This window comes from Kribbella sp. NBC_00889 (assembly GCF_045207705.1).
Lineage (GTDB): Bacteria > Actinomycetota > Actinomycetes > Propionibacteriales > Kribbellaceae > Kribbella.
The window spans coordinates 4,709,867-4,734,375 of sequence record NZ_CP108783.1 but is presented as its reverse complement, the minus strand read 5'-3'; the positions used below and the strand labels follow the sequence as shown (position 1 = coordinate 4,734,375).

Annotated in this window: 25 protein-coding genes; 7 read left to right on the top strand and 18 right to left on the bottom strand. The window is 68.3% G+C overall.

Translation table 11 applies throughout. The features are described 5' to 3' along the window. Positions 1–84: 84 nt before the first annotated feature. Entirely contained in the window at positions 85–339 is a 255-nt protein-coding gene (locus OG817_RS22885; RefSeq protein ID WP_406046713.1) for an SAV_915 family protein, read from the top strand. Here OG817_RS22885 and OG817_RS22880 read toward each other — a convergent pair. The 3 genes from OG817_RS22880 to OG817_RS22870 are packed head-to-tail and all read right to left on the bottom strand — an operon-like array spanning position 298 to position 4,891. Continuing rightward, entirely contained in the window at positions 298–960 is a 663-nt protein-coding gene (locus tag OG817_RS22880) for an ATP-binding cassette domain-containing protein (RefSeq protein WP_406046712.1), read from the bottom strand. The two genes, OG817_RS22885 and OG817_RS22880, sit on opposite strands and share 42 nt — an antisense overlap. After that, positions 957–1,793 (bottom strand): ABC transporter ATP-binding protein, encoded by an 837-nt coding sequence (locus tag OG817_RS22875; protein WP_406046711.1) that lies wholly within the window; start codon positions 1,791–1,793, stop codon positions 957–959. Before OG817_RS22875 ends, OG817_RS22880 begins: the two co-directional genes overlap by 4 nt. Continuing rightward, positions 1,790–4,891, bottom strand: a complete 3,102-nt coding sequence (locus tag OG817_RS22870; protein ID WP_406046710.1) for an FtsX-like permease family protein — start codon at positions 4,889–4,891, stop codon at positions 1,790–1,792. The genes OG817_RS22875 and OG817_RS22870 overlap by 4 nt, the downstream gene beginning before the upstream one ends. A 189-nt stretch (positions 4,892–5,080) precedes the next feature. Here OG817_RS22870 and OG817_RS22865 point away from each other — a divergent pair, with 189 nt between their 5' ends. Genes OG817_RS22865 through recO form a run of 3 tightly spaced genes read left to right on the top strand, consistent with a single transcriptional unit; the run spans position 5,081 to position 7,674 of the window. Next, positions 5,081–6,070, top strand: a complete 990-nt coding sequence (locus OG817_RS22865; protein ID WP_406046709.1) for an aldo/keto reductase — start codon at positions 5,081–5,083, stop codon at positions 6,068–6,070. Beyond that, complete coding sequence (locus tag OG817_RS22860) at positions 6,067–6,894, top strand: SDR family oxidoreductase (RefSeq protein ID WP_406046708.1); 828 nt, start codon at positions 6,067–6,069, stop codon at positions 6,892–6,894. Before OG817_RS22865 ends, OG817_RS22860 begins: the two co-directional genes overlap by 4 nt. A gap of 12 nt (positions 6,895–6,906) precedes the next feature. Next, a complete protein-coding gene (gene recO / locus OG817_RS22855; protein WP_396394704.1) occupies positions 6,907–7,674 on the top strand; it encodes a DNA repair protein RecO in 768 nt (255 codons plus the stop codon). A gap of 609 nt (positions 7,675–8,283) precedes the next feature. On the opposite strand, the gene OG817_RS22850 is transcribed toward recO, so the two are convergent. The 4 genes from OG817_RS22850 to OG817_RS22835 form a co-directional block, all read right to left on the bottom strand. After that, entirely contained in the window at positions 8,284–8,781 is a 498-nt protein-coding gene (locus OG817_RS22850) for a hypothetical protein (RefSeq protein WP_406046707.1), read from the bottom strand. 39 nt (positions 8,782–8,820) lie between these two features. Then, positions 8,821–9,828: a hypothetical protein gene (locus OG817_RS22845; RefSeq protein WP_406046706.1), complete on the bottom strand. Its 1,008-nt coding sequence runs from the start codon at positions 9,826–9,828 to the stop codon at positions 8,821–8,823. Between the two features lie 804 nt (positions 9,829–10,632). Then, a complete protein-coding gene (locus OG817_RS22840) occupies positions 10,633–11,424 on the bottom strand; it encodes a PIN domain-containing protein (protein WP_406046705.1) in 792 nt (263 codons plus the stop codon). Continuing rightward, positions 11,348–11,758 (bottom strand): hypothetical protein, encoded by a 411-nt coding sequence (locus OG817_RS22835; RefSeq protein WP_406046704.1) that lies wholly within the window; start codon positions 11,756–11,758, stop codon positions 11,348–11,350. Before OG817_RS22835 ends, OG817_RS22840 begins: the two co-directional genes overlap by 77 nt. A gap of 95 nt (positions 11,759–11,853) precedes the next feature. On the opposite strand from OG817_RS22835, the gene OG817_RS22830 reads away from it, so the two are divergent. Continuing rightward, a complete protein-coding gene (locus tag OG817_RS22830) occupies positions 11,854–12,726 on the top strand; it encodes an isoprenyl transferase (protein WP_406046703.1) in 873 nt (290 codons plus the stop codon). On the opposite strand, the gene OG817_RS22825 is transcribed toward OG817_RS22830, so the two are convergent. The 4 genes from OG817_RS22825 to OG817_RS22810 all read right to left on the bottom strand — a co-directional run bounded on the left by OG817_RS22825 (position 12,719) and on the right by OG817_RS22810 (position 16,363). Further along, positions 12,719–13,363 carry a response regulator gene (locus OG817_RS22825; protein WP_406046702.1) on the bottom strand — a complete coding sequence of 215 codons (645 nt, stop codon included), beginning with the start codon at positions 13,361–13,363 and terminating at the stop codon, positions 12,719–12,721. The two genes, OG817_RS22830 and OG817_RS22825, sit on opposite strands and share 8 nt — an antisense overlap. Continuing rightward, on the bottom strand, positions 13,360–14,580 hold the full coding sequence (locus tag OG817_RS22820; RefSeq protein ID WP_406046701.1) for a sensor histidine kinase: 1,221 nt from the start codon (positions 14,578–14,580) through the stop codon (positions 13,360–13,362). The genes OG817_RS22825 and OG817_RS22820 overlap by 4 nt, the downstream gene beginning before the upstream one ends. Before the next feature lie 98 nt (positions 14,581–14,678). Then, the gene (locus tag OG817_RS22815; RefSeq protein ID WP_406046700.1) at positions 14,679–15,488 is read right to left on the bottom strand and encodes an ABC transporter permease; all 810 of its coding nucleotides are present in this window, start codon (positions 15,486–15,488) and stop codon (positions 14,679–14,681) included. Beyond that, entirely contained in the window at positions 15,485–16,363 is an 879-nt protein-coding gene (locus OG817_RS22810) for an ABC transporter ATP-binding protein (protein ID WP_406046699.1), read from the bottom strand. The genes OG817_RS22815 and OG817_RS22810 overlap by 4 nt, the downstream gene beginning before the upstream one ends. 227 nt (positions 16,364–16,590) lie before the next feature. On the opposite strand from OG817_RS22810, the gene OG817_RS22805 reads away from it, so the two are divergent. Next, positions 16,591–17,685: an S-(hydroxymethyl)mycothiol dehydrogenase gene (locus OG817_RS22805; protein WP_406046698.1), complete on the top strand. Its 1,095-nt coding sequence runs from the start codon at positions 16,591–16,593 to the stop codon at positions 17,683–17,685. Here OG817_RS22805 and OG817_RS22800 read toward each other — a convergent pair. The 7 genes from OG817_RS22800 to OG817_RS22770 form a co-directional block, all read right to left on the bottom strand. After that, positions 17,682–18,170, bottom strand: coding sequence for a GNAT family N-acetyltransferase (locus tag OG817_RS22800; protein WP_406046697.1), 489 nt, complete (start codon positions 18,168–18,170; stop codon positions 17,682–17,684). The genes OG817_RS22805 and OG817_RS22800 overlap by 4 nt on opposite strands. Before the next feature lie 85 nt (positions 18,171–18,255). Continuing rightward, the gene (locus OG817_RS22795) at positions 18,256–19,230 is read right to left on the bottom strand and encodes an aldo/keto reductase (RefSeq protein ID WP_406046696.1); all 975 of its coding nucleotides are present in this window, start codon (positions 19,228–19,230) and stop codon (positions 18,256–18,258) included. Positions 19,231–19,308: 78 nt separating this feature from the next. Further along, complete coding sequence (locus OG817_RS22790; protein WP_406046695.1) at positions 19,309–19,788, bottom strand: MerR family transcriptional regulator; 480 nt, start codon at positions 19,786–19,788, stop codon at positions 19,309–19,311. 59 nt (positions 19,789–19,847) lie between these two features. Next, positions 19,848–20,243 (bottom strand): Fur family transcriptional regulator, encoded by a 396-nt coding sequence (locus OG817_RS22785; RefSeq protein ID WP_406046694.1) that lies wholly within the window; start codon positions 20,241–20,243, stop codon positions 19,848–19,850. Positions 20,244–20,304: 61 nt separating this feature from the next. Next, on the bottom strand, positions 20,305–21,309 hold the full coding sequence (locus OG817_RS22780; RefSeq protein ID WP_406046693.1) for a metal ABC transporter permease: 1,005 nt from the start codon (positions 21,307–21,309) through the stop codon (positions 20,305–20,307). Then, the gene (locus OG817_RS22775) at positions 21,306–22,070 is read right to left on the bottom strand and encodes a metal ABC transporter ATP-binding protein (RefSeq protein ID WP_406046692.1); all 765 of its coding nucleotides are present in this window, start codon (positions 22,068–22,070) and stop codon (positions 21,306–21,308) included. The genes OG817_RS22780 and OG817_RS22775 overlap by 4 nt, the downstream gene beginning before the upstream one ends. Further along, positions 22,067–23,056: a metal ABC transporter substrate-binding protein gene (locus OG817_RS22770; RefSeq protein WP_406046691.1), complete on the bottom strand. Its 990-nt coding sequence runs from the start codon at positions 23,054–23,056 to the stop codon at positions 22,067–22,069. Before OG817_RS22770 ends, OG817_RS22775 begins: the two co-directional genes overlap by 4 nt. A gap of 52 nt (positions 23,057–23,108) precedes the next feature. Between OG817_RS22770 and OG817_RS22765 the strand changes: the two genes are divergently transcribed. Beyond that, entirely contained in the window at positions 23,109–24,407 is a 1,299-nt protein-coding gene (locus OG817_RS22765; RefSeq protein WP_406046690.1) for a YibE/F family protein, read from the top strand. Positions 24,408–24,509: the final 102 nt, after the last annotated feature.

Below are 24,509 nucleotides of genomic sequence, written 5' to 3'. Positions count from 1 at the left end.
CACGGGATTCGGGGGTTGTGGTCGGCCTAGTTTCTAGGTGTGAAGTCTCGACATAGTGATGACTGGTTTGTTCCTGTTCGGTCGGTGGGCGCGGCGGCGACGCTGCAGACCGGCCGGTTGCCGGAGGGGCCGCGGGTGGGCATCGCGTTCACGACGCTGGCGCACCTGCGGGCCGCGACCGGACCGCGGCAGGAGTGGCTGCGGATGGACGAGGAGACGCTGCACGAGGTGCTCGCGCCGCTCGGTGTCACCAGGATCCAGCTCGACCCGGTGCTCGTCGGTCCCGACGTCGGAAGCTCACAGCCGTCGTACCCAGCTCAGCCGGCCTTCGTCCATTAGCGCGTGGCCGTCGGCGCTCTCCGCGACACTCGGGTCGTGGGTGGCGATGATGACGGCGGCGCCGCGGTCGGCCTGAGCTCGTAGCAGGTCGAGGACGCGTTCGCGGTTGGTGCTGTCCAGCTCGCTGGTGGACTCGTCGGCCAGGATCACCTTGCCCTGCTGGGCGATCCCGCGCGCAACCGCGACCCGCTGCTGCTCGCCACCGGACAGCTCCTCGACCAGGTGATCACCGCTGTCCGCGAGCCCGACGGACTCGAGTGCGGACGTGATCGCCCGGTCGACCTCCTCGAGCTCCGCGTCGCCGCTCGGCTTGCGGCCGGCCAGCAGCGGGATGGTCAGGTTCTCGCGCGCGGTCAGCACCCGCGCGAGCCCGTTGCCCTGCGGGATCAGTACGACGCCGTGCGCGGCAGCCTTCGGCCGATCGGTGATGACGAGCCGGTCCACCTCGACCTGGCCGGACTTCACCGGCACCGCGCCGGCGATTGCCCACAGCAACGAGCTCTTGCCGGCGCCGGACGGTCCGCTGACGGCGAGCACGAACCCGGGCGGCACCGTGAACGACACGTCCGCCACCGCGACCAAGTCGCCGTACGCGACCGTCACATTGTCGACGTTGATCACCGTGGGCCCTCCTGCTCGATCGGGGTGAGGCGGATCTCGCCGTCGTCGGTGGTCACCTGCACCAGCGTCCCGGCCGGCAGCAGCTCGGCCACGTGCGGGGGGAGTGGCAACGAGCCGTCGGTTGCCACCACGGCGTACTCCTCACCGGACCGGCCCTCGGACGCGATCCGCCCGTCCCGGATCGTGATGGTCCGCGGCAACGTCGCCGCCACCTCCGGGTCGTGCGTGATCAGCAGCACGGTCATCCCAGTCTCGGCGTTGATCGTCCGGATCGCCGCGAGCACCTCGTCGCGGGCCTGGTGATCCAGCTGACTGGTCGGCTCGTCGGCCAGCAGCAGACCGGGCATCGTCGCGATCCCGACCGCCACCGCGCACAGCTGGATCTGCCCAGGAGTCAGCGACGTCAACGGCGTACTGGCGTGCTCGCGCAGTCCCACCATGTGCAGTACGTCGTCCGGCTGCGGCAGCTCGTGGCCGCGCGGAGCGGCGCGTTGTGCGTAGCGGATGTTGTCGGTGGGCGTCAGGTAGGGGATGAGGTTCCGGCCGGCGCCTTGCAGCACGATGCCCACGTCGGCGGCGCGCATCCGGTCCAGCTCGGCCTCGGTCATCGTGGCGACGTTGTGCTCACCGATCTGCAGCCGGCCGGCGCTCGGAGTCAGCAGACCGCCGCACAGTTGCAGCAGCGTCGACTTGCCGGCACCAGACGGACCGAGCAGTCCCACCAGCTCACCAGGGCGGACCGTGATCCCGATGCCGGACAACGCGGCGACGTCATGCCCGTGCGCACGGTAGATGTGCACCAAGCCCGTCGTACTGATCGCCAGACCAGTCACGTCAGCTCCTCCCGGATCCGGCTGTAGCCGGCGCGTCGGTTGACCCCGGTGCCGAGCAGAAGGGTGGCTGCGGCGAGGACTGCGGTACCGGCGATCCACAGCACCAGCGCGACGGGCCAGTTGGTCGCGAGCTCCAGGGGTATCGGCCCGCCGGTGTCGGCGAACAGGGGTATGAGCGGCAGTGCGATCTGCGCGCCGACCACTCCACACAACGACCCCAGCAGTACAGCCAGCGCGACCGGTCCGGTTTGCTCCCACCTGGCAGCTCGACCTGTGGTGTTGGACGGTACGCCGGTGATCCGCAGGCTCGCGTAGTCCTGCGCCCGCGACCGCCAAGACGTCACCACGGTCAGCAGCAGTACGACGAGCGCCAGCGCCCACCCCGCGATGCCGACAACCGGCGTCAGCTGCAGCGCGAGTGCACTCGCCGACCGCCCGTACGAGGCGATCCGGTCGGCCCGGCGGTCGACGAGTTCGGCCGCGAACCCTGCCTTGCTGAGCTTCTGAGTGATCGTGTCGACGTTCGCCAGGCCGTCCGCGTTCAGCCAGAGCTCGTAGTCCGTCCCGCCCTCGTCGACGCTCCCGGCCAGCCGCCGTACTGTCTCGAGATCGACCACTGCGGTGCGATCGGGGTAGCGATCCACCGGGCCTGTCAGCCGGTCGACCTTGGCGAGTGTCAGCGGTGTGCCGTCGATCGCGGGGCTCGTGCTCGCGCCGTCGTCGAACGGGAACTCCGACGTCACCAGCGCCGGGATCAGCGGGGGCACCGTCGCGTACTGCAGGAACTGGTCGTTGCCCAGGCTCTTCACGGCGATTGTCAACAATCCGCCTGCCTTGGCGGTGACGGATCCTTGGTCGGAGCCGAGTTGCCGGACCGGTTGCCAGGTGTCCGGCGATCCGATCGGGATGGACGGGTGGTCTTCGCTGGAGATGTTGCTGATGGTCACGTCGCCCTGGACGCCGGCCTGGTCGAGTGGTTCGCGACCAATGCCGAGCCGGAGCAACTGGCAGCCACCCAGGCAGTCGACCGCCGCACGCAACTGGAGCGGTTTGCCCGGGACCAGCGGCATCGGCGGGAAGGTGACCAGGTAGCGGCCCCCGTTGCGCAGACTCACCACGTTCGCCCGCAGGACGATCGACTTCGGCGGCTCGGTTGCCGTCTGCGTGCCGTTCACTGTCTGCGCGGCGAGCGGCTTCATCGGACCGGTCGAGGCGGTGACGGTGAGCTGAGAGCTGCGGAACTCGATCGGCTTTAGCCCGGCGGGTGCCTTCAGCGTCTGCCAGCCCTCCGCATCCGTCATCAGATCGCCGCGGAACGCGATCCGCCGGAAGCTGTCCGGCTCGATCATCATCGACTTCAGTGAGTCCGGTGCGGGCGGTCGCGACGTGACGACCGGGGTCATCCAGTGCCGGTCCGGATCGATCTGGTCGACCGCTCGGGTGAACTCGTTCAGGTACAAGGCATTCATCCGCAGTACCGCTTCGGCTCCGGTCTCATAGCCCGCCCGGGTGTCCCGGTTGTGGTCGCCGACCGACGCCGCCTGGCCGGCGAACGCGACCAGTCCGCCGGCCACCGCGACCGCCGCGACGATGCGAGTGACCGCGGGCCGACGGGAGACCTGCAGTGCACCGAGCGCGAGGCCCAGCCGTCCGCGTCGCGCGGCCTGCCGACTGATCAGGCCCGCCATGGGGAGCAGGAGATGAGCGAACGTGAGCCCGACCGCCAGCGCCAGCAGGGCTGGAGTAAGAACGGGTAGCGGCCCACGGCCGTCACCGGTGAGCGCGGCCGCCAGACCAGCCACCGCGAAGACGATGACGCACAGGTCGAGCACCCCGATCGCCCTGCCACGCCGTCGTGGGACCACTCGACGCAGCAGGCTCGAGATCGGCTGCCGTACGCCGCCGCGAACCTGCAGCGCCACCACGATCAGCGAGAGGACGACGGCAACGGCCAGCGCCACCGGCACTGTCCACGGCAACTCGAGGGGGGAGCCGTGGCGCAGCCAGGTCGCCCGGACGATCAGCAGCAGTCCGAACCCACCGAGAGCACCTGCTAGCCCACCGACCAGCACAGGCAGCCCGAGCTCGGCGGACAGTGAGCGTGCGGTACGGCGGGCAGATGACCCCCGCAGACGTGCAAGAGCGATTTCCGGCCGCCGCTGGTCGACCACAGCCCCGAGCGCCAGGGCCAGCACGACCACACCGAACAGGGCGACCTGCACCATGATCAGTGGGATGATCGTGGTGGCCTGTTTCCGTTCACTCTGGATCCGGTCGACCAGTGAGGCGAGTCCGGACGTGGTTTCCGCGTAGATGCCTTGCTCCACCGCGTTGCCGTTCACCGTGACCGTGGCGTTCTGCAATCGGGGTAGGTCGTTGATCCGCGCCACACCGGGGATCGGCGCGGTGTCGGCGGTCATCCGCGGCGACCATTGGTCCCCGTCGAACGTGGTACGCGGAGTGAACAGGAAGTCCGAGGAGCCCGGATCCTTGGTGCCGGGCCTGCGGGAGTGCCCGGTCGGGTAGGCGCCGAACCAGTAGTCGGCCCGAGGTTGCTTCGGCTTGTACAGGCCGACGACCGTGAGTTTCTGGTCCCCTTCGGCTCCGGCGTCCGACGACTTACCAGTGAGAACGGTGCCGACCTTGAACTGCCAGGTGCCGGTGTCCGCGGTCGAGGCGATCACCTCGTTCGGGGCAGTCGGGCAGCGGCCCTGGGCCAGCATGAGCTGCTCGCAGTACCCGGCGCGCCAGATCAGCCGGCCCGCGACCGCGTCGTCGTCCGGCTGGACTCGCCAGCCGATGTCGGTGTGGATGCCGTGCACGGGCGGCGAGAACAGCGGCTTGAGGTCGGACGGAACCAACTGGTCGAGGCTCTCCGGCCGATCGGTGCCGGGGCCTTGTGCCCGGCCGCGGGGCGCTCCCTCGATCTGCCACGCCGCGGTCAGGCGCTGCGCGGTCAGGGTCTCGGTCGTCACGGTCTGCTCGACGGCCCGGGCGTACCAGGGCGCGAACACGGCGCAGGTCCCGATCAGCAGGCTGACGCCGGCCAGCACCAGCGCCTGGGACCACCGATACCGCAGCGCCCTCCGGAGAAACATGTGTTCAGCCACCCCCAGTGTTTCGCTCGCCCGGCTCGCTCGCGCCTGAAGATACGGAACGCGGCGGCGGGTGTGCCTGACCGTGGCGAAATGTCATGGAGTTGTTGTCTAGGCAGGAACGCGATCACGGACGGTGATCGCCCGAGGGGGGTTGCCCTATGCAACCGGTGACGACGGTAGGTTCGGCACATGCGTGAATCCCAGCTCGGTGACCTGACCGTTTCCTGCCTCGGCCTCGGCTGCATGGGGATGTCCCAGTCCTACGGTGCGACCACGGACGAGGCGGAGTCCATCGCGACCCTGCATGCCGCCATCGACGCCGGCTGCACCTTCATCGACACCGCCGACGTGTACGGCGACGGCGCGAACGAGGAACTCGTCGGCCGCGGGCTGGCCGGCCGCCGCGACCAGGTGGTGCTGGCGACCAAGTTCGGCTTCAAGAAGCCCGCGAGCGGCACGGCGCTCCCGAACGTCGTCGACGGGTCGCCCGGCTACGCGCGGCAGGCGATCGATGCGTCGCTGCGGCGGCTCGGCGTGGACCACGTCGACCTCTGGTACCTGCACCGCAAGGACCCGCAGATCCCGATCGAGGAGACCGTCGGCGCGATGGCCTCGATGGTGGAGGCGGGCAAGGTGCGGTACCTCGGCCTGTCCGAGGTCAACGGCGACACGGTTCGGGCCGCGCACGCGGTGCACCCGATCAGCGCCGTCCAGAGCGAGTGGTCGCTGTGGACGCGCGACCCGGAGACCGTCGTACTGCCGGCGCTGCGCGAGCTCGGGATCGGGTTCGTGCCGTTCAGCCCGCTCGGGCGAGGGTTCCTGACCGGGCAGCTGAAGTCGCCGGACGACTTCGAGCCGGACGACATGCGGCGCGGGCTGCCGCGGTTCATGGGCGAGAACTTCCAGCGCAACCTGGACCTGGTGGAGAAGGTCCGGGAGCTGGCGGCGGCGAAGGGTGTGACCGCCGGTCAGCTCGCGCTGGCGTGGCTGCTTGCTCAGGGCAACAACGTTGCGCCGATCCCGGGGACGAAGCGGCGCAAGTACCTGGCCGAGAACCTCGGTGCCGCCGACATCACGCTGACGGCTGATGAGCTCGCCGCTCTGGACGCGGCGTTCCCGGCTGATGCGGCGACCGGGCAGCGTTATACCGACGGCGGGATGGACCTGGTGGGCAAGTGATCGGCGTCACCGGATCCACCGGGCAGCTCGGTTCCCGGATCGCCCGGCTGCTGGCGGATTCCGGCGTACCCCAGCGGCTGCTCGTGCGGGATCCGGCGCGGGCTCCTTCGCTCCCTGGTGCCGAGGTGGCGCAGGCGGCGTACGGCGAGCACGCGGCACTGCTGAACGCGCTGGACGGGGTCGACACCCTGATGTTGCTCAGCGCAACGGAGTCGGCGGATCGGGTGGCGTTGCACAAGGCAACGGTCGATGCGGCGGTGGCGGCCGGCGTACGGCGGATCGTGTACACGTCGTTCGCCGGAGCCGCACCGGGGGCGACGTTCACCTTCGCCCGCGACCACTGGCATACCGAGCAGCACATCCGGTCGCTGGACGTGGAGTTCACGTTCCTGCGGGACAACCTGTACCTGGACTTCGTACCGGGGTTCGTCGGTGAGGACGGAGTGATCCGGGGTCCGGCGGGGGACGGTCGGGTCGCGGCGGTCGCCCGCGACGACGTGGCTGCTGTTGCGGCCCGGGTCCTTGCGGACTCGGCGCATGCTGGGGCGACGTACGAGCTGACGGGTCCTTCCGCGTTCACGCTGGCCGAGGCGGCCGGCGTACTGTCCGACGCGCTCGGCCGGAAGGTCCGCTACGAGCCCGAGACCCTGGACGAGGCCTACCGCTCACGCGAGTGCTACGGCGCCCCCGCCTGGGAGGTAGCCGGCTGGGTCACGTCGTACGCCGCCATCGCCAGCGGCGAACTAAGTCACATCTCCACCGCCGTCCAAGACATCACCGGGCGGGCGCCCCTGGGCCTCGAGGAGATTGTCGCCCCCGGATGAGACACTGACCGCGTGCCGCTCTATCGGGATGAGGCGATCGTGCTGCGCACCCAGAAACTGGGTGAGGCGGACCGGATCGCGACGCTGCTGACCCGCGGCCGCGGCAAGATCCGCGCGGTCGCCAAAGGAGTCCGCCGTACGTCCTCCCGCTTCGGTGCCCGCCTCGAACCGTTCAGCCACGTCGACCTCCAACTCGCCACCGGCCGCACCCTCGACGTCGTCACCCAGGCCGTCTCGATCGCGGCGTACGGCGAAGGAATCGTCGGCGACTACGCCCGGTACACCACCGGCACCGTCCTCCTCGAGACCGCCGACCGTCTCGTGGTCGAGGAGAAGGAACCCGCCACCCAGCAGCACCTGCTGCTCGCCGGCGCCCTCCGCGTCCTCTCCACCGGCGAACGCGAACCAGGCCTCGTCCTCGACTCCTTCCTCCTCCGCTCCTTGGCGATCTCCGGCTACGCGCCGTCCTTCGCCGACTGCGCCCGCTGCGGCGAACCAGGCCCGCACCGAGCCTTCAACCCAGCCTCCGGCGGCATGGTCTGCTCCTCCTGCCGCCCGCCGGCCTCAGCCATGCCGGCCCCCACCACCGTCACCCACCTCTCCGCCCTCCTCACCGGCGACTGGCCCACCGCCCTCCAAGCAGACCCCCGAACCCGCCGAGAAGCCACCGGCCTGATAGCCGCCTTCTTCACCTACCACCAAGACCATCAGCTCCGCTCCCTCCCCCACCTAGACCTCACCCCCGACCGCCCTACCGCTCCCACTCCGGCCACCCAGTAGGCCCACTCCGCGCCCCGATCGGCCGCCGCCCCGGCGCCTCACTTGGAGAACCACCCGTCCGCCCGCCGACACCAAGCGGCCGCGAACTCCTCAACGGCTGCTGCCCCGCCCACGCATGAGCTATAGCCCGCTTGACATCCAATTCCGCCTGCCGGTCTAGCTCGTTCCCACCCGACCCAGGCCCTCGCTCCCCAAACCGGTCAAGCCCCGGCTGCCGGTCGTACGAACCCCGATTCAGCCGAGCACAAACATGCGCATAGATGTTGTTACGACCTTCCCGCGGCTTGACAGCGAGCAACTCGCGCCGCGCAAAGTCCCCTGGACTCGCGGGCGACATCTCCCGGAACACCAACCGATAGTCCGCCCTGCCTTGCGGATCCGACTGCACGTACGCCGTCACGCAGTCCCGCAGATCGCCCTTGCCCGGCTCAAACCCGAGCGCATGATGACCGTCGGTCTTCCCGTTAGCCAGGTCGAGCATGACGCGCAGCACCTGGCGTCGCAGTACCGCCTCAGGTCCGAGGGGATTGTTGGTCGCTGCCCGATCGATCCGCCGAAAGTCCAGATCGAACTCAGGCCCAGCCACGAGCCGGTACACCCCGGCCCGACTCACGAACCCTCACGATCCTCCCGGCGCAGCTCCTCGAGGATCTCCTGCGTCTCCGGCCCCATCGAGGCCGCCCACTCATCCAGATCCAACGGCCGACTACCAGGCAACGGCTCACTGGCATACGCACGAACAGTCGGATCATCAACCACCCCCGCCGGCGGCTGATCATCCCCCCGCAAGTCCCGGTACTGCGCCGTCGACATCACAACTGCCTCCGGTTTTCCGTCGTACCCCCAAACAACTGGCGCTCCACGGCCGACCCGCCAGGCTTCTACAACCCCGCGCAACCGCGTCGCCAATTCACCTGGCTCCACCGCCCCGCCCAGGGCCCCGAACTTGGCCTCCCCGCCGAGATCCTCGAACTCGTCGTACGTGAGCATCACGGCCTCCGGCTCACCATCGCCAAAGCTGAAGGCCCGAGTACGTCCACCCCGGAATCTCGCCAGTACGCCAGCCAGATCCGCACGAAGCTCGTCAACGCCAAGCAGTCCACTCATGCTCTGAATGTATTCGTTCCGCGGCAACGAGAGTCCGAGTTATCCACAGCCATCCTTAGCCGGCGCTGTGACCTCGCCTCCATCAGGATCAACCAGCACAGGAATCGCCTCACCGATCCGCAGTTGAGTGGCGGCCTGCGGGGTCATGGAGATCTGTCCGGTGTCGCCCAGCGTGCTCTGCCAGGTGATGTCCCATTGCGCGGTGGCGGTCACTGGGTAGGTGCACTTCGGCAACTCCCGCGAGGTCTTCTTGTACCGATGCCCGCAGTCGGGGGAGTCCTTGATGCCCATCGCCTTGCTGTACGGCGTACCTGAGCCTTCACACCGAACCGTGTTCCCATCGCCAAGCGCCCAGTCGACCGCCTTCACATGCGCGGTAGCCGTCACCGACAACCCCGGAACACTCGCACTCCGCACAATCGGACCCCAGGTGTTCTCCGTCTTCTCCACCCACAACCACACCGGCATATTCACCAGCCCGACCTGCCCCACCCCAGGCGCCGACTTCACCAAAGGCGGAGCCAACTGCATAGCCGCCACCGCCCGATAAGCCAACGTAACCGGATCAATCACCACCGTGTCGGGCTCGCCGGGCAACCACACCCACTCGGTCACAAGATGCCGCCCCTGGTCATACCCCTGCTCCCGCACGCAAGCCCAGATGCTTCCATCTGTGTGCCCCTGCCAACGCGGGTCGGTGAAGGGGGGAGGTGGATACTCGCGCTTCAGATAGCACTGCTGGCTGTTCGACCATTTGCCGAGCTCGGCATCCGTGCATGCCTGAGCGGCGCCGCCAAACTGGCAGATCTTCTTTGCATCCGAGGCCTTCTCTGGGGGGTGGCCTTTCGATCCAGTGCCGCCGTCGTCGCTGCCGTAGGAGCTCAGGATCCAGGTGCAGACCGGCTCGGTCTTCAGGCAAACGAGTTTGTACCCTGGTCCGGGCTTCGGTGGGATGACTAGTCCAGCCAGAGCAACTCGAAGAGGACCGACCGAGATGGTCGCCGCGATGAGGGTGAACAGTGCGATACGAAAGGCGAGCCTTAGCATTTTCCGACTGCCTTTTCTTCGACGACAAACCACATCTTCTCTGTGGTTCCAGGTCGATCCGCGTATACGACCTTCGCAGTAAATGAGTTTCGCCGGCTGGTTTCAGGTCCAACCGGGACGACCTTCCGGTCCTTCCGGAAGTGGAGAGCTGTCGCGGAGGAATCCACGCAGGACCGCAGCGTGACTTCCTGTTGAGCGCCGTCCAGACTGACAGCTTGGGCATTCAGCGAGCGAACCTGGACGCTTCCGGCCCGATACCAGCCGTTTTGGCGTAGTGATCGGACATCATCGATTGCCGCGATGATCCAACTGCCACCCAGGCCCGCCGCTTCGAGGGGTGCACGGCTCGACTTCGTCGGATCGTTCAGGGCCTTGTCTATCGCGGCTCGTGCAGCCCGGTAGCGAGCCTGAGCGCCATCTACTGCCGCTTGCTCTTCCGGCGTCCAGGTAGGAGTGGAAGGGGCCGTTGGGGTGGGGGAAGGGGAGGTGGGGGTGGTGTTGGGGTGGCCGGCTTCGGGGGAGGCTTGGCAGGCGGTTAGTGCCAGGAGAGCGCAGATGGCTGCGGTGGCGGGTCCGAGGGCCGGTCGGTGGGTCATCTGGCTCCGATCTGAGGTTGCTGTTGGTGTAAGGGTGTCATACGGAGGGTGTTCGGATGGGGCAGTTGTCCACAGGTGCCTGGATGGTGCGAGTGAGGCAGGGCTGGGCGTCTCGGAGGCTTGCGCCAGGTTGGGTTCGAGCTCGAACAAGTGCGCAGGTGCATGCCCAGCAGCACCGCTCGGCGTGACTCGCTGCCGACGAACGTGCTCAGAGGCCGCGGTTGAGGTTGCGGATCTGCGACGGCGGTTGGTGGGCGGTGTGTGGTTCGGGGGTGGTCGTGGGACGGAGGGGCGCTCTCGTTGGTGGGGTTGTTCCGTTGAGAGCGATCGCGAGTGGGGCCTCGGCTGGCACCGCGCGTTGGTGAGGCGGGATAACGGAGTTCAGGTTGTGCGCGAATGACTTGAGGTCGTGTTGTGAGGCCAGTTTGGTGATGAGTTCCGGCATGGTTCGTGGCTCGCGGCGGTTGCGGTGGAGCATTGTGTGCAGGGTGGCGAGGACTCGGTCCGGGTTCTCGGCGAGGAGGCGGTTCAGGAAGGTTGAGGTTCGCTCGACCTTCATGGCGTGCGGGCCAGTTAATGGCGGGTCGAAGTCCTTCAGGTTCTCGGTGACCAGGACGTCGGACCGCGAGTGCACCGCTGCGGCGAGTACATGGGTGTCCTTCGGGTCAGCGTGCATCTCTGGCATCAGTGCGTCGTACCCGGAGGTCAGCGCTGCGGGGAAGGCCTTGTTCATCTGGCTGAAGCGGGCGTCGATTCGTTCTGCCGTGACTCCCGCCGGACGATTCCGTTTCACCTCGTCGAGGACCTGAGCGGACCATTTCGGCACGAGCAGCCGCTCGTAGGCGAGGCTCAGCAGTATGTCGGTCGTCAGCTGTCCCAGGAGCACGTTGGCATCGAGGAACGCGCGAGGGCGTCTGGCGATGTCAGCGGCCCGCGCCGGAGCCGTCGTCCTCGGCCATCGCCTGCAGCGCCTGCTCGCGCTCGGCGTTGACGCGCGCATTCAACGCGAGTACGTCGGCCAGCCGGACCCAGTCGCCGTACTCGGACGACCGGATGGGAAGGTCGCCGCGACTCGCGTACAGCCGTAGTTCGTCGCGATCCATCTCGATAGCGTCCGCCGCCTCGTCGATCGTCAGTTCGGACCGCAACGGTGTGACCTGAACAGCCAGACCTTGAAGCAGAGCCGCCTCGACGAACCGCATCACGTCGTACACCTTGGCCGGGATCTCGCGGCGTTCCCCGTGCGGCCCGACGAGCGTGGGTCCGCCAGGCACGACCACCCGTTCGTCGTCCTCCAACAGAAAGACCTCGGGGCGCCCAGGCATCGCATCCATGATCGCGAGTCTATTGGCCTCGATCGGGCGGACGGGGGAGTTATCCACAGGCCCCTGCAGGGGCGGTGGGTGGGGGTGTGGGGGAGGATTTGGGTATGTCGCCTATTGGTCGTCGTCGTCGGGGTGTGGAGGGGTCGCGGGGGGAGAAGGTGGTGGTGGCGCCGGAGGCGCATCCGTCGGGGGCTGTGGTGCCGGGGGTGCCCAAGGAGTTGGTGCCGAAGCACGTGGCGATTGTCATGGATGGGAATGGGCGGTGGGCCAAGCAGCGGGGGTTGGCTCGGACGGAGGGGCACCGGGCGGGGGAGGCTGCGCTGCTGGATGTGATCAAGGGCGGGATCGAGATCGGGGTGAAGTACATCTCGGCGTACGCGTTCTCGACGGAGAACTGGGCGCGGTCGCCGGAAGAGGTGCGGTTCCTGATGGGGTTCAACCGTGAGGTGATCCATCGCCGGCGGGACGAGCTGGACGCGATGGGAGTCCGGGTGGTGTGGTCGGGGCGCCGGCCGCGGTTGTGGAAGAGCGTGATCGACGAGCTCGAGTACGCGCAGGAGCGGACCAAGGGCAACGACACGATCACGCTGCAGTTCTGCGTGAACTACGGCGGTCGCGCCGAGATCGCCGACGCGGTGCGCAAGATCGCGGTGGAAGTTGCCGAGGGCAAGCTCAAGCCGGGCCGGATCACCGAGCAGACGATCGCGCGGCATCTGTACGCGCCGGACATCCCCGAGGTCGACCTGTTCGTCCGGTCGTCGGGCGAGCAGCGGACGAGCAACTTCCTGGTCTGGCAGCTCGCGTACGCCGAGATGGTCTTCCTGGACACGCTGTGGCCGGACTTCGACCGTCGCGACCTGTGGCGCGCGATCGAGATCTACGCCCAGCGCGACCGCCGCTACGGCGGCGCCATCCCCAACGAAGTCAACCCCACCAGCGTCAACCCGGCGAGCGTCAACCCGACGAGCGTCAAGTAGTACGAGGGTTAGGCAACAACCCGCGTTCGTAGGCGACCGTCACCGCGCGAGTCCGGTCGTCCACGTCGAGCTTGGTGAAGAGCCGCTGCAGATGCGTCTTCACCGTGGCCTCGCCGATGTACAGCTCCCGCCCGATCTCCGCGTTGCTCAAACCACGCGCGACAGCCGCCAGCACCTCGAGCTCACGCGGTGACGGCTGCGCGACCGGCGGCGTACTAGGTGTACGCAACCGCGACATCAGCCGCGCCGCGACCGGAGGCGCCAGCACGGTCTCTCCACGCGCCGCCGCCCGGATCCCCTCCAGCAGATCGGCATGCGGAGTGTCCTTCAGCAGATATCCCGCCGCGCCCGCCTCGACCGCGTGCAGGATGTCGGTGTCGGTGTCGTACGTCGTCAGCACCAGCACGCGCGTCGACGGATACCCGGACACGATCGCGCCGGTGGCAGTGACCCCGTCCGTCCGCGGCATCCGCAGATCCATGAGTACGACGTCCGGCCGCGCCGACTCGACCAGCGCGAGGGCCTCCGAACCGTCGCCGGCCTCGCCGACCACCTCGATGTCCTCGGTGACGGAGAGCATGCCGGTCAGCCCGGACCGCACGACTGGATGGTCGTCGACCACCAGAACCCGAATCACACGTCCTCCTGACCAGCCGGCATCAACACCTGGACCCTGGTACCCCGGCCCGGCGCACTCTCCACCTGCACCGAACCCCCGGACTCCTCGACCCGCCCGCGCATCGCGGCCAGCCCGAAGCCCCCGGACACTGCTGCCGGCGCGAACCCGGACCCGTCGTCCCGGATCTCGATCCATACCCGGCCGTCGGACAACCCCAGCGTGATCAGGACCTGTGTCGCCCGCGCATGCTTCCGTACGTTCGCCAGCGCCTCCTGAGCGGCCCGCAGCAGCACGACCTGCTGCGCTTGCGGTAGCGCCGCGACCTCCTCGTCCGGCAGATCCAGCGACACCTGTACGTCGACACCGGTCTCGGCCGCGAACCGTTCGGCCTGCCGACGTAGTACCTCGGTCAACGTTGCCTCCGACAACGCAACCGGGGTGAACGCGGCAACCAACGCGCGGGCCTCGGCGAGGTTCTCCCGGGCCGTGTCCTCGATCGCGGCCAGCCGTGCCGCCGCTCCGTCCGTACCGCCGCGCTGGAGCTCGACGGCGGCCGCCTGGGCGAGCATCACGATGCTGGTCATGCCCTGCGCGAGCGTGTCGTGGATCTCGCGGGCCATCCGTTCCCGCTCGGCCATCACGCCGGCGCTGTGGTGCGCCTCGGCCAGTTCGTCGCGGGCCGACTCCAGTTGCTCGATCAGCTCCGCCCGCTGCTCGCTCTGCGTGATCACCTTCTCGATCCAGATGCCGAACAGCAGGCTCACCACCAGGCTGACCAGCATCCACGGCAGGACCTCCCAGAACGTGTCCCAGCCCCACCCCGCGCTCCACAGTTGCGCGGCGCCGACCCCGATCACCAGCAGCACACTGAGCGCCGCACCCTCGCGTACGTCCTCGCCGAGCAACCAGATCTGTGCCGACACGATGAACATCAGGAACACCGACTGCGGGAACAGCCCGACCAGCACCATCAGGCACGCGATCATGATCAATCGATAGGCATGCGACGGCAGCCGCCGCCGGGACCTGATCGCGGGCAGCCCGATGAACTGGTACGCCGCCCCGAGCACCACCACCGCACCGACGAAGAAGGCACGCCGGACCGGGCTCAGGTCGACCGTGAAGGACACCGCCAGCGTCGTCGCCAGCAGAACCCAGAACACGACGTGCCAACCGACCAGCGTGCGCGTCCAGACCGGCTGGTCCACCCGCTTCGTCGCATCCACGGTCACCATTTTCCTCCACACCAGGACCCACACACGGGGTGCGCCCCCGGCGGACACGGTACGGCGCCGGGCCACCGGGGCCGACGCCGTACCGGGGTGCTGCTTCATCAGCCCGCGTCCCGGCGGGTCCAGCGGAAGACGCGCTGGGCAACGAGGAGGCCGACCACCAGCCAGACCGACAGCACGATCGCACCGGTTCCGAGCTGCCACGAACCGCCCGGCTCGTTCACCTCGAACCCGTCCGGCAGGAACACCGACCGCATGCCCTGCGCGAGCCACTTCAGCGGGAAGATCTCCGCCACCGTGCGCATCCAGGCCGGCAGGCTGCTGTAGACGAAGTACACACCGGAGATGAACTGCAGGAGCAGGACCACCGGCGTCACCACCGCGGATGCGGCCCGACCGGACTTCGGTACGACGGAGAACGCGATCCCCAGCACACACCCGGACGCCGTACCGAGGATGAAGATCCAGACGAAGTTCAGCCACTTCTCCGGCTCGCTCGGGATGTCGACGCCGAGCAGCAGGCCGGCGATCGCGAGCAGCAGGCCGAACTGCAGGACGGAGGTGACCAGGACGACGCCGATCTTGCCGATGAAGTACGACTGGGAGGACATCGGCGTACCGCGCAGCCGCTTCAGCACGTCCTGGTCGCGCTCGATCGCGATGCCGATGGACAGCGACTGGAAGCTGGTCAGGAAGATGCCGGAGGCAATCATTCCCGGAGTGAAGTAGGTGGCAGCGTCGACGCCGCCGGAGAAGTCGGTGCCGCTGAACACGGCGGAGAAGATGCCCAGGAAGATGATCGGGAAAAGGAACGTGAAGATGAGCTGCTCCCGCTCCCGGAAGAACTCCCTCACCTCCAGGCGGGTCCGCGAGACGCCGATCTTGAGGGGGGAGGGCAACGCCGTGCTCATCGAACCGCTCCTTCCAGGACCGGAGCGGCCGCGACCGCCCCGATCAGTTCCAGGTAGATGTCTTCCAGGCTCGGCCGCCGTACCTGCAGCTCCGGCACCTCGCCGTCGTACTGGGCCATCAGGCGCGCGACTTCGGCGGTCGGGTGATCGGTGCGCACCTCGCGCATCCCGTCGGCAGACAGCCAGGAGACCCGTGCGGTCCGAGCACCGCGCCCGCCGAGCGTGTCGGGGGTCGCGACCTCGATCATCCGGCCGTCGGCGATCACGGCAACCCGGTCGGCCAGGTGCTCGGCCTCGTCCAGGTAGTGGGTGGTGAGCAGGATGGTGGTGCCCTCGGTGCGCAGGTTCTCGATCAGCGTCCAGAACTGCCGGCGCGCCTCGGGGTCGAACCCGGTGGTCGGCTCGTCCAGGAACAGCAGCTCGGGGTTGCCGACCACGCCGAGCGCGACGTCGAGGCGCCGGCGCTGACCGCCGGACAACTTGCGGGTCCGGGTACGGCGCTTCTCCTCCAGACCGACCGCGGCGATCACCTCGTCGGGGTCACGCGGGTTCGGGTAGTACCCGGCGAAGTGGTGGACCAGCTCGGCGACGGACAGTTCGGCCTCGTCGCGGGAGGTCTGCGACACGATGCCGAGCCGCGCCCGCCACTGCCGGCCCCCGTGCGCCGGATCGTTGCCCAGCACGCTGACCTCGCCCTCGTCGGCGTGGCGATACCCCTCCAGAATCTCCACGGTCGTCGTTTTGCCGGCGCCGTTCGGCCCGAGCAGGGCGAACACCTCACCGTGCTGGATGTCCAGGTCGACCCCGTCGACGGCCACCTTGTCCGGGTACCGCTTCACCAGCCCCCGCACCCTCACTGCGTTGTCTGTCTGCATGTCTCAACCTTCCCTGCCGCGCCCCGTCCCCCGGGAGCGTCGCCCGGCGGACTCGCTGTCCCCCGACCGGTGGACAGACCGTGTCCTACGGACAGGAGGTAGTGGGTCGGCGAGGGCAAACAGCGGTGATGATCAGGCGTGACGAGGGATATACGTAGACGACTACGTCCTGTTCTTAGGCACGCCGTGAGATGACGAGACCACCCGCAGCCGGTTAGCGTCTGGGCATGGCTCAGACGGTGCGTGGAGTGGTGGCGGCAGGCAAGGGCAAGCCGGTGTCGATCGAGGAGATCACGATCCCCGATCCCGGCCCGGGCGAGGCGGTGGTGAAGATCCAGGCGTGCGGTGTCTGCCACACGGACCTGCACTACCGGGAGGGTGGCATCAACGACGACTTCCCGTTCCTGCTCGGCCATGAGGCGGCAGGCGTGGTCGAGTCGGTCGGCGAGGGCGTCACGGACGTGGAGCCCGGGGACTTCGTCGTACTGAACTGGCGGGCCGTCTGCGGCAACTGCCGTGCCTGCCTGCGCGGCCGCCCGTGGTACTGCTTCAACACCCACAATGCCAAGCAGAAGATGACGCTCAAGGACGGCACCGAGCTGAGCCCGGCGCTCGGCATCGGCGCGTTCGCCGACAAGACCCTCGTCGCGGCCGGCCAGTGCACGAAGGTCGACCCCGCCGCCAAGGCCGAGGTAGCCGGCCTGCTCGGGTGCGGCGTGATGGCAGGGCTCGGTGCCGCCATCAACACCGGGAACGTCGGCCGCGGAGACAGCGTCGCTGTGATCGGCTGCGGTGGCGTCGGTACGGCGGCCGTAGTCGGCGCCCGGCTCGCGGGCGCGTCGAAGGTGATTGCCCTCGACATCGACGAACGCAAGCTCGCGGTGGCCCGGGAGCTGGGTGCGACCCACGCGATCAACTCCAAGGACCTGGACCACGACGGAGTCGTCGAGGCAGTCCAGGAGTTGACCGGTGGGTTCGGGGCGGACGTGGTGATCGACGCGGTCGGCCGGCCCGAGACCTGGAAGCAGGCGTTCTACGCCCGCGACCTGGCCGGCACCGTCGTGCTGGTCGGTGTACCGACGCCGGACATGACGCTCGACATGCCGCTGCTCGACTTCTTCGGCCGCGGCGGTTCACTCAAGTCGAGCTGGTACGGCGACTGCCTGCCGAGCCGCGACTTCCCGCTGCTGATCGACCTCCACCTGCAGGGCCGGCTCCCACTGGACCGGTTCGTCTCCGAGACGATCGCCCTGGACGAGGTCGAGGCCGCGTTCACAAAGATGCACCACGGCGACGTGCTGCGCTCGGTGGTCGTGTTCTAGGCCACCTTGAACGAGATCCACACGTCGGGCTTCTCGTCGGGCTTGCCCGGGATCGAGCGACGCTCCTGGGTCCAGACGTCGCCGGAGACCGCGGTGGCGACGCGCTGCCAGAAGCGGACGGCCTTCTCGTTGTTGTCCTGGAACGCGACGTCACAGGGGCCAGGGTGGTGTGCGAGTACGTCCAGCACCGCACGCAGTCCCAGACCGTTGCGCCGGACCGGCCGCACTATGAAGAAAGCGTTCAGGACGTGGACCGGTTGTTGCAGCGCCCGCATGAAGCAGAAGCCGATCGGGCTCTCGCCGTCGGTGAACAGGTACCCGGCCCATTCCGGGTCCCCGGTCAGCACCTTCTCCAGCCACTCGGTCCGGTAGCTCCCGTCCGGCCGGGGCAGTTGGCCCTGGAACTCGGACATGTCGTGCCGGAACAGCAGCCACAACCTCTCCATCACGACTCGGTCCTCCGCGGTGGCACGCCGTACGAACATTGATCTCCTCAAAGGGTGTGAGAACGCAGAAAAGCCTCCCGCCGGAAGAAGATCCGGTACGGAAGGCTTACTGCGGAAGAGTTTATCAGGCCCGCGGTGCGGTGCTGCGCCCGACCCAGCTCATGTCCGGGTAGCGAGCGCCTGCCGGCGTGAGCCCGGACAGCGAGGCGAGGTCCTCGTCGGAGAGCTTCAGGTCGACCGCGGCCCAGTTCTCCTCCAGGTAGCGCCGCCGCTTCGTACCCGGGATCGGCACCACGTCATTGCCCTGTGCAAGCACCCAGGCGAGTGCCACCTGGCCCGGCGTCGCGTCGTACCGCTGGGCGATCGCGCGGACCCTCTCCACCAGCTCGAGGTTCGCCTCGAGGTTGTCGCCGGTGAAGCGAGGGAGCGTACGCCGGAAGTCGTCGTCCGCGAGGTCCGCCGGCAGTGCGCCCGTGAGTAGGCCGCGGCCGAGCGGCGAGTACGGCACGATCCCGATGCCGAGCTCCCGGCAGGCCGGCAGCACCGCTTCCTCGATGTCGCGGCTGAACAGCGACCACTCGGACTGCACCGCCGTGATCGGGTGGACCGCGTGCGCCCGCCGGATGGTGTCCGCCGAGGCCTCCGACAACCCGAGGTACCGCACCTTCCCGGCCTCGACCAGCTCCGCCATCGCCCCGACCGTCTCCTCGATCGGTACGTCGGGGTCCGCGCGGTGCTGGTAGTACAGCTCGACGTGGTCGACGCCGAGCCGGGACAGCGACGCGTCGATCGACGACCGCACGTACTCGGGTGAGCCGTTCACGGCGCTGCGAGCGGCGGCGCGGGGATCGCCGACGATGCCGAACTTGGTCGCCAGGAACACCTCGTCCCGGCGATCGGCGATGGACCGGCCGACCAGCTCCTCGTTCGCGCCGAAGCCGTACAGGTCGGCGGTGTCGAGGAACGTGATGCCGAGATCGAGGGCACGGTGCAGTGTTGCGATCGATTCGGGGTCGTCGGGGGTGCCGTACGCGAAGCTCATTCCCATGCAGCCCAGTCCCAGCCGGCTGACCTCGGCTCCAGTGCTTCCCAGTTTCATCTGTCCACTCCCAAAAGTTGGCATGGCTCCGCCCACCGAAGGACTCGTGAGCGTCCGTCGGCCGGGCGAAAAGGTGATTTACGGTTCGGCGGTGCCGCCGTACACGGTGATCTTGTAGTCGGTCACCGCCAGCGCGAGCCGCAGATCGTGCAACTGCTGCTTGATCCTGGCCCGGTGCTCCTCCATCAGGGCGAGCCGCTGCGGCCCCGTGTGCTCGCCCTCCTCGACCAGGTCGAGGTAGTGGCTGACCGTGCCGATCGGCATGCCGGACACGCGCAGCCTGGTGACGAACACGATCCGGGCCAGCGCCCGCCGGTCGTAGCTGCGGTAGCCGGTGTCGTCGCGCTCCACGCGGACGAGTCCGATCCGTTCGTAGTACCGCAGTGTGTGGGCGGTGAGCCCGGTGACGTCCGCGGCCTCGGCGATGGTCATCCGCTCGGGCAGGTCGTCCGGCAGATCGAGCAGGCACAACAGGTCGGCGTCGATCGGCTCCGGGCCCCCGTGGTGAGCGGCGATCGCCTGCCAGCGTTCCTGTGCGGTCAGCTCGGTCGTGGTCATGTCTTCGACCGTACGCCTTAGAGTGCGCTCAAACGCAAAGGTGACCTGGCCCACACTGCTCAGGCAGGCCGCTGGCAGTCCCCGCAGGTGCCGAAGATCTCCAGCGTGTGGCTGATGTCCGCGTAGCCGTGCTCGGCCGCGACCTTGTCGGCCCAGCGTTCCACCGCCGGGCCCTCGACCTCGACGGTGCGGCCGCAGTTGCGGCAGACCAGGTGGTGGTGATGACCCTTGGAGCAGCGCCGGTACGCCGTTTCGCCGTCGGCGGTCCGCAGTACGTCGACCTCCCGCGAGTCGGCCAGCGCCTGGAGGGTCCGGTAGACAGTGGTCAGGCCGACGGCCTCACCGGAGGACCGGAGCTCCTGGTGGATCTCCTGGGCGGTCCGGAAGTCGTCGAGATTGTCGAGCGCCGACGCTACCGCCGCGCGCTGACGGGTCGAGCGTGTTCCGATGGCCACCGTTCCTCCTGTTCTCTGGTCCGCGTCAATTCTCGCAGAAGTCGGCAAGTCGGCGTTCATGTCAGTGCTCGTCCCAATGGTCTCCGTGCGCGGCGTGCAGATGACCGTCGTGGACATAGTCGACGTGGTCGTCGTGCTCGACCTTGGTGTGGCCGCATTGCGGATTGTGCGCATGTGGGTGCCCGGCGCTCACGACATGCGGCTCCGGTGCCGGTACGCCGACCTCCGGTTCCGCGTCGGCCAGCGGCGCGACCCGGCCCTGCCGGCGGCGGATCAGGGTGCCGGCCGTTGCCGCCACCACGAACCCGGCCAGGGCCAGTACGACGATGGTCGCGCCGGGAGCGACGTTCGCGTTGTACGACGTGATGATGCCGGCCAGACAGGCGACGACACCGATGACACACGCCGTGACGAACGTACTGCGGAACGACCGGGTGATCTGCTGTGCCGTCGCCACCGGGACGACCATGAGTGCGCTCACCAACAGCAGGCCGACAGTCCGCATCGCCACCGTCACAGTGACAGCAGCCATGACTGCGATGAGCAGGTTGAGCAGTTGGACCCGCAGGCCGGTCACCCGGGCGAACTCCTCGTCCTGGCACACCGCGAACAACTGAGGGCCCAGTCCGATCGCCACCACCAGGACGGTCACAGCCAGTCCGACGACGACGTACAGGTCGCTGGACGAGACTGTGGTCAGCGAGCCGAACAGATAGGTGTTCAGCGTGGCGGCACCTTGGCCCGCGAGGCCGATCAGCAGTACACCGCCCGCGATGCCGCCATAGAAGAGGAGAGCGAGGGCGACGTCGCCGCTGGCCTTGCCGCGAGCCCGGACGAGCTCGATCGCCGTTGCGCCCGCGATCGACACGATGACCGCGGTGAACACCGGAGCGGTGCCGGTGAGCAGGCCGAGCGCTACACCGGTGATCGCGATGTGCCCGATGCCGTCGCCCATCAGCGACAACCGCCGCTGCACCAGGTAGGTGCCGATCGCAGGCGCGGACAGTCCGGTGAGCAACCCAGCAATCAGCGCCCGCTGCATGAACTCCAGTTGGAACATGGTCATGAGCTGAGCCACCCCGGTTCGTCGCCGCTGTGTGAGTGGTGAACATGGGCGTGGGTCTGGGAGGCGTGCGGCGGGCCGTCGTACACGATCCGGCCGCGGCGCAGGACGACGGACCGGTCGATCAGCGCGTCCATCGGGCCGAGGTCGTGGCTCACCATCACCACCGTGGTGCCGCGCGCGACCCGGTCCCGGATCGCGTCGGCGAAGATCTGCTGGCTGGCCAGGTCCACTCCGGCTGTCGGCTCGTCGAGGACGAGCAGCTCCGGGTCGGACACCAGCGCTCGCGCGATCAGGACTCGCTGCTGCTGCCCACCGGACAGCTCCGCCACGGCGTCCTTGCGCCGGTCGGCCATGTCGACGATCCGCAGCGCGTCCTCGACTGCCTGCTTGCCGGACGCGTGCATCGGAGTGAACAGCCGCCGCTGCGACAGCAGCCCGGACGACACCACTTCGTACACGGTCGCCGGTACGCCGCCTGCCGCGGTGATGCGCTGTGGAACGTACCCGATGCGCTTCCACTGCCGGAAGCGGGGGACCGGCGTACCGAAGAGGCGGACCTGTCCGCGGGCCGCGGGCAGCAGACCGACGACGGTCCGGATCAGGGTGGACTTGCCGGAGCCGTTGGTGCCGAGGACGGCGACCACCTCGCCCTGGCGGATCTGCAGGTCGACGCCGCGCAGGATCAGCCGGCCACCCAGCTCGACCGAGAGATCGGCGACCTGGACGGCCGGCGGAGCGGAGTCCGGTGGTTGTGATGTCACGCGCAGCTGTTCGCCTTCCGGAGCTCCTGCAGGTTCTCCCGCATCAGGGTCAGGTACGTCTCCTGCGAGTTCGCGTCGGACAGGCCCTCGATCGGGCTCAGTACGGCGGTCTGCACGCCGACGTCACGGGCGATCGTCTCGGCCACCTTCGGGCTGACCAGCTCCTCGTAGAAGATCGTGGTCACCTTCTGTGCCCTCACGATGTCCTGGACCTCCTTGATCCGGGCCGGGGTCGGCTCGGCGTCCGGAGTGAACCCGGCGATGCCGACCATCGTCAGACCGTATCGCTTCGCGAGGTAGGCGAAGGCCTGGTGGCTGGTCACGAAGGTCTTGAGCCGGCAGTTGGCCAGGCCGGTCTTGTAGTCGGTGTCGAGCTTGCCGATGTCGGCGAGCAGGGCTTTCGACCGCTCCTGGTAGCCCGCGGCGTTGGCGCTGTCGGTGGAGACCAGCTTGTCGGTGACCGCCTTGACGACGTCGGCGTACCGGATCGGGTCCAGCCAGAAGTGTGGGTCCAGCGCGTCGTCGGTGTGCGCGGCGGGAGCGACGTACGCCGCCGGCGTGACCGTGTCACCCGGCGTGGCCGCGCCCTGGGTCTCGTCGTGCTCCTCGAAGTCCGCGCCGGTCGCCTCCAGCTTGGCCGCCGGGGCGACGTCGAAGCCGGCGTCCTTGGCGTTCTGCTCGACCGCTTCGTCGACCGCCGGCTGCAGGCTCTTCTCGTAGACGACGAGCTTCGCCGATGCGATCGTGCCGACCTGCTTGGGGGTGAGTTCGAGATCGTGCGGCTCGACACCAGGTGCGGTCAGCGTGGTCACGTGCACCGCGTCACCCCCCACTGTGCGGGCGATGAACTCGAGCGGGTAGAACGAAGCCACGACGTCGAGCTTGCCGTCAGCAGAGCCGCTGGCGGACGAGCCGCCGCATCCGGCCAGGGTGACGGCAGCCAGGGCAGTGGCGCCGGCGATGACAGCACGAAGACGAGATCTCATGACAATCATTTTCATTTAGTTGGAACTGATTGTCAAAACAGGGAGTTCATCCATGGCCAGTCGCAGCGTTGGACGCCGCCGTGCCGACCGTCGTCCCAACCGGCGCCGGAAGATCGATATTCCGCAGGGTCACGGGCATGGTCACGGGCACGGCCATGGCGATCATGTGGTGGATACCTCGGTGGTCGACTCGGATGCGATCGTCGCCCGGCGCGTCCGCATTGTGGTCGCGGCGGTCCTCGCGCCGCTTCTCGCGGCCGCGGTGATCGCCATGATCGTGATGTGGCCCGGCGGTGGCGTGAAGGTCGCGTCGTACCAGACCGACTCGGCCAGGGGCGAGGTCACCGCGCTGAAGCCGTGCGCCGAGAAGAAGGATCAGTGCGACGAGGCCACGATGAAGCTGACCAGCGGGCCGGACCTGGGCAAGTCGGTGCCGGTCCAAGTGCCGAAGGCCGGCCAGGCTCCGCTGAAGATCGAGGTCGGGCAGTCCTTGATGCTCGGCATTCAGAAGGGTGCCCCGCTCGAGCAGCGCTACCAGTACGTCGACCACGACCGGACGATGCCGTTGCTCCTGCTGGCCGCGATCTTCGCGGTCGCCGTGGTGGCGCTGTCGAGATGGCGGGGCTTCGCGGCCTTGATCGCGCTGGCGGTCACCGCGGTCACGCTGACCCAGTTCATCCTGCCCGCGATCCTCAAGGGCTCGAATCCGCTGCTGGTCGCGGTCGTCGGCGGAGCCGTGATCATGGCGATCGCGCTGTTCCTCACGCATGGGATCAATGCGGAGAGTTCGATCGCCTTGTCCGGGACGATCGCGGCCTTGGGTCTGACCGTGGTGCTCGGCTGGTTCTTCACCAAGTTCTGCCAACTGAGTGGACTGGCGTCGGAGGGTGCCTCCGGGGTGCAGGCACTGGTGCCCGGCGTCGACCTGAAGGGATTGCTGGTGGCCGGCATCGTCATCGGGGCGCTCGGCGTACTCGACGACGTGACCGTCACGCAGGCCGCGGCCGTCTGGGAACTGTCCGCTGCGAACCCGGCCGCGACCCGGCGTGAGCTGGTCGGTGCGGGCCTGCGGATCGGCCGCGCCCATGTCGCGTCGGTCGTCAACACACTCGTGCTCGCGTACGCCGGTGCCTCGTTGCCGGTGCTGATGACCTTTGCGATCCAAGGTGTTCCCGGCCGGTACGTGATCTCGACCGAGATGGTGGCCATGGAGATCGTTCGCGGTCTGGTCGGCAGCCTCGGCATCATCGCCGCGGTCCCGCTCACGACGGCCCTGGCTGCGATGGCGGTGGCCGATCGTTCCCGCGACCTGATCTCGACCGAGCCCGAGCACGTTCACGAACCGGTATAGCTGCGCACCTTCCTCTTCCCCCGGGAGCACGAGGCTCCTAGAGTGCTGAGTAGGTCACGGAGAGTCCGCTCACAATTACCTTCCGTGGCTGCAACGGGGTGA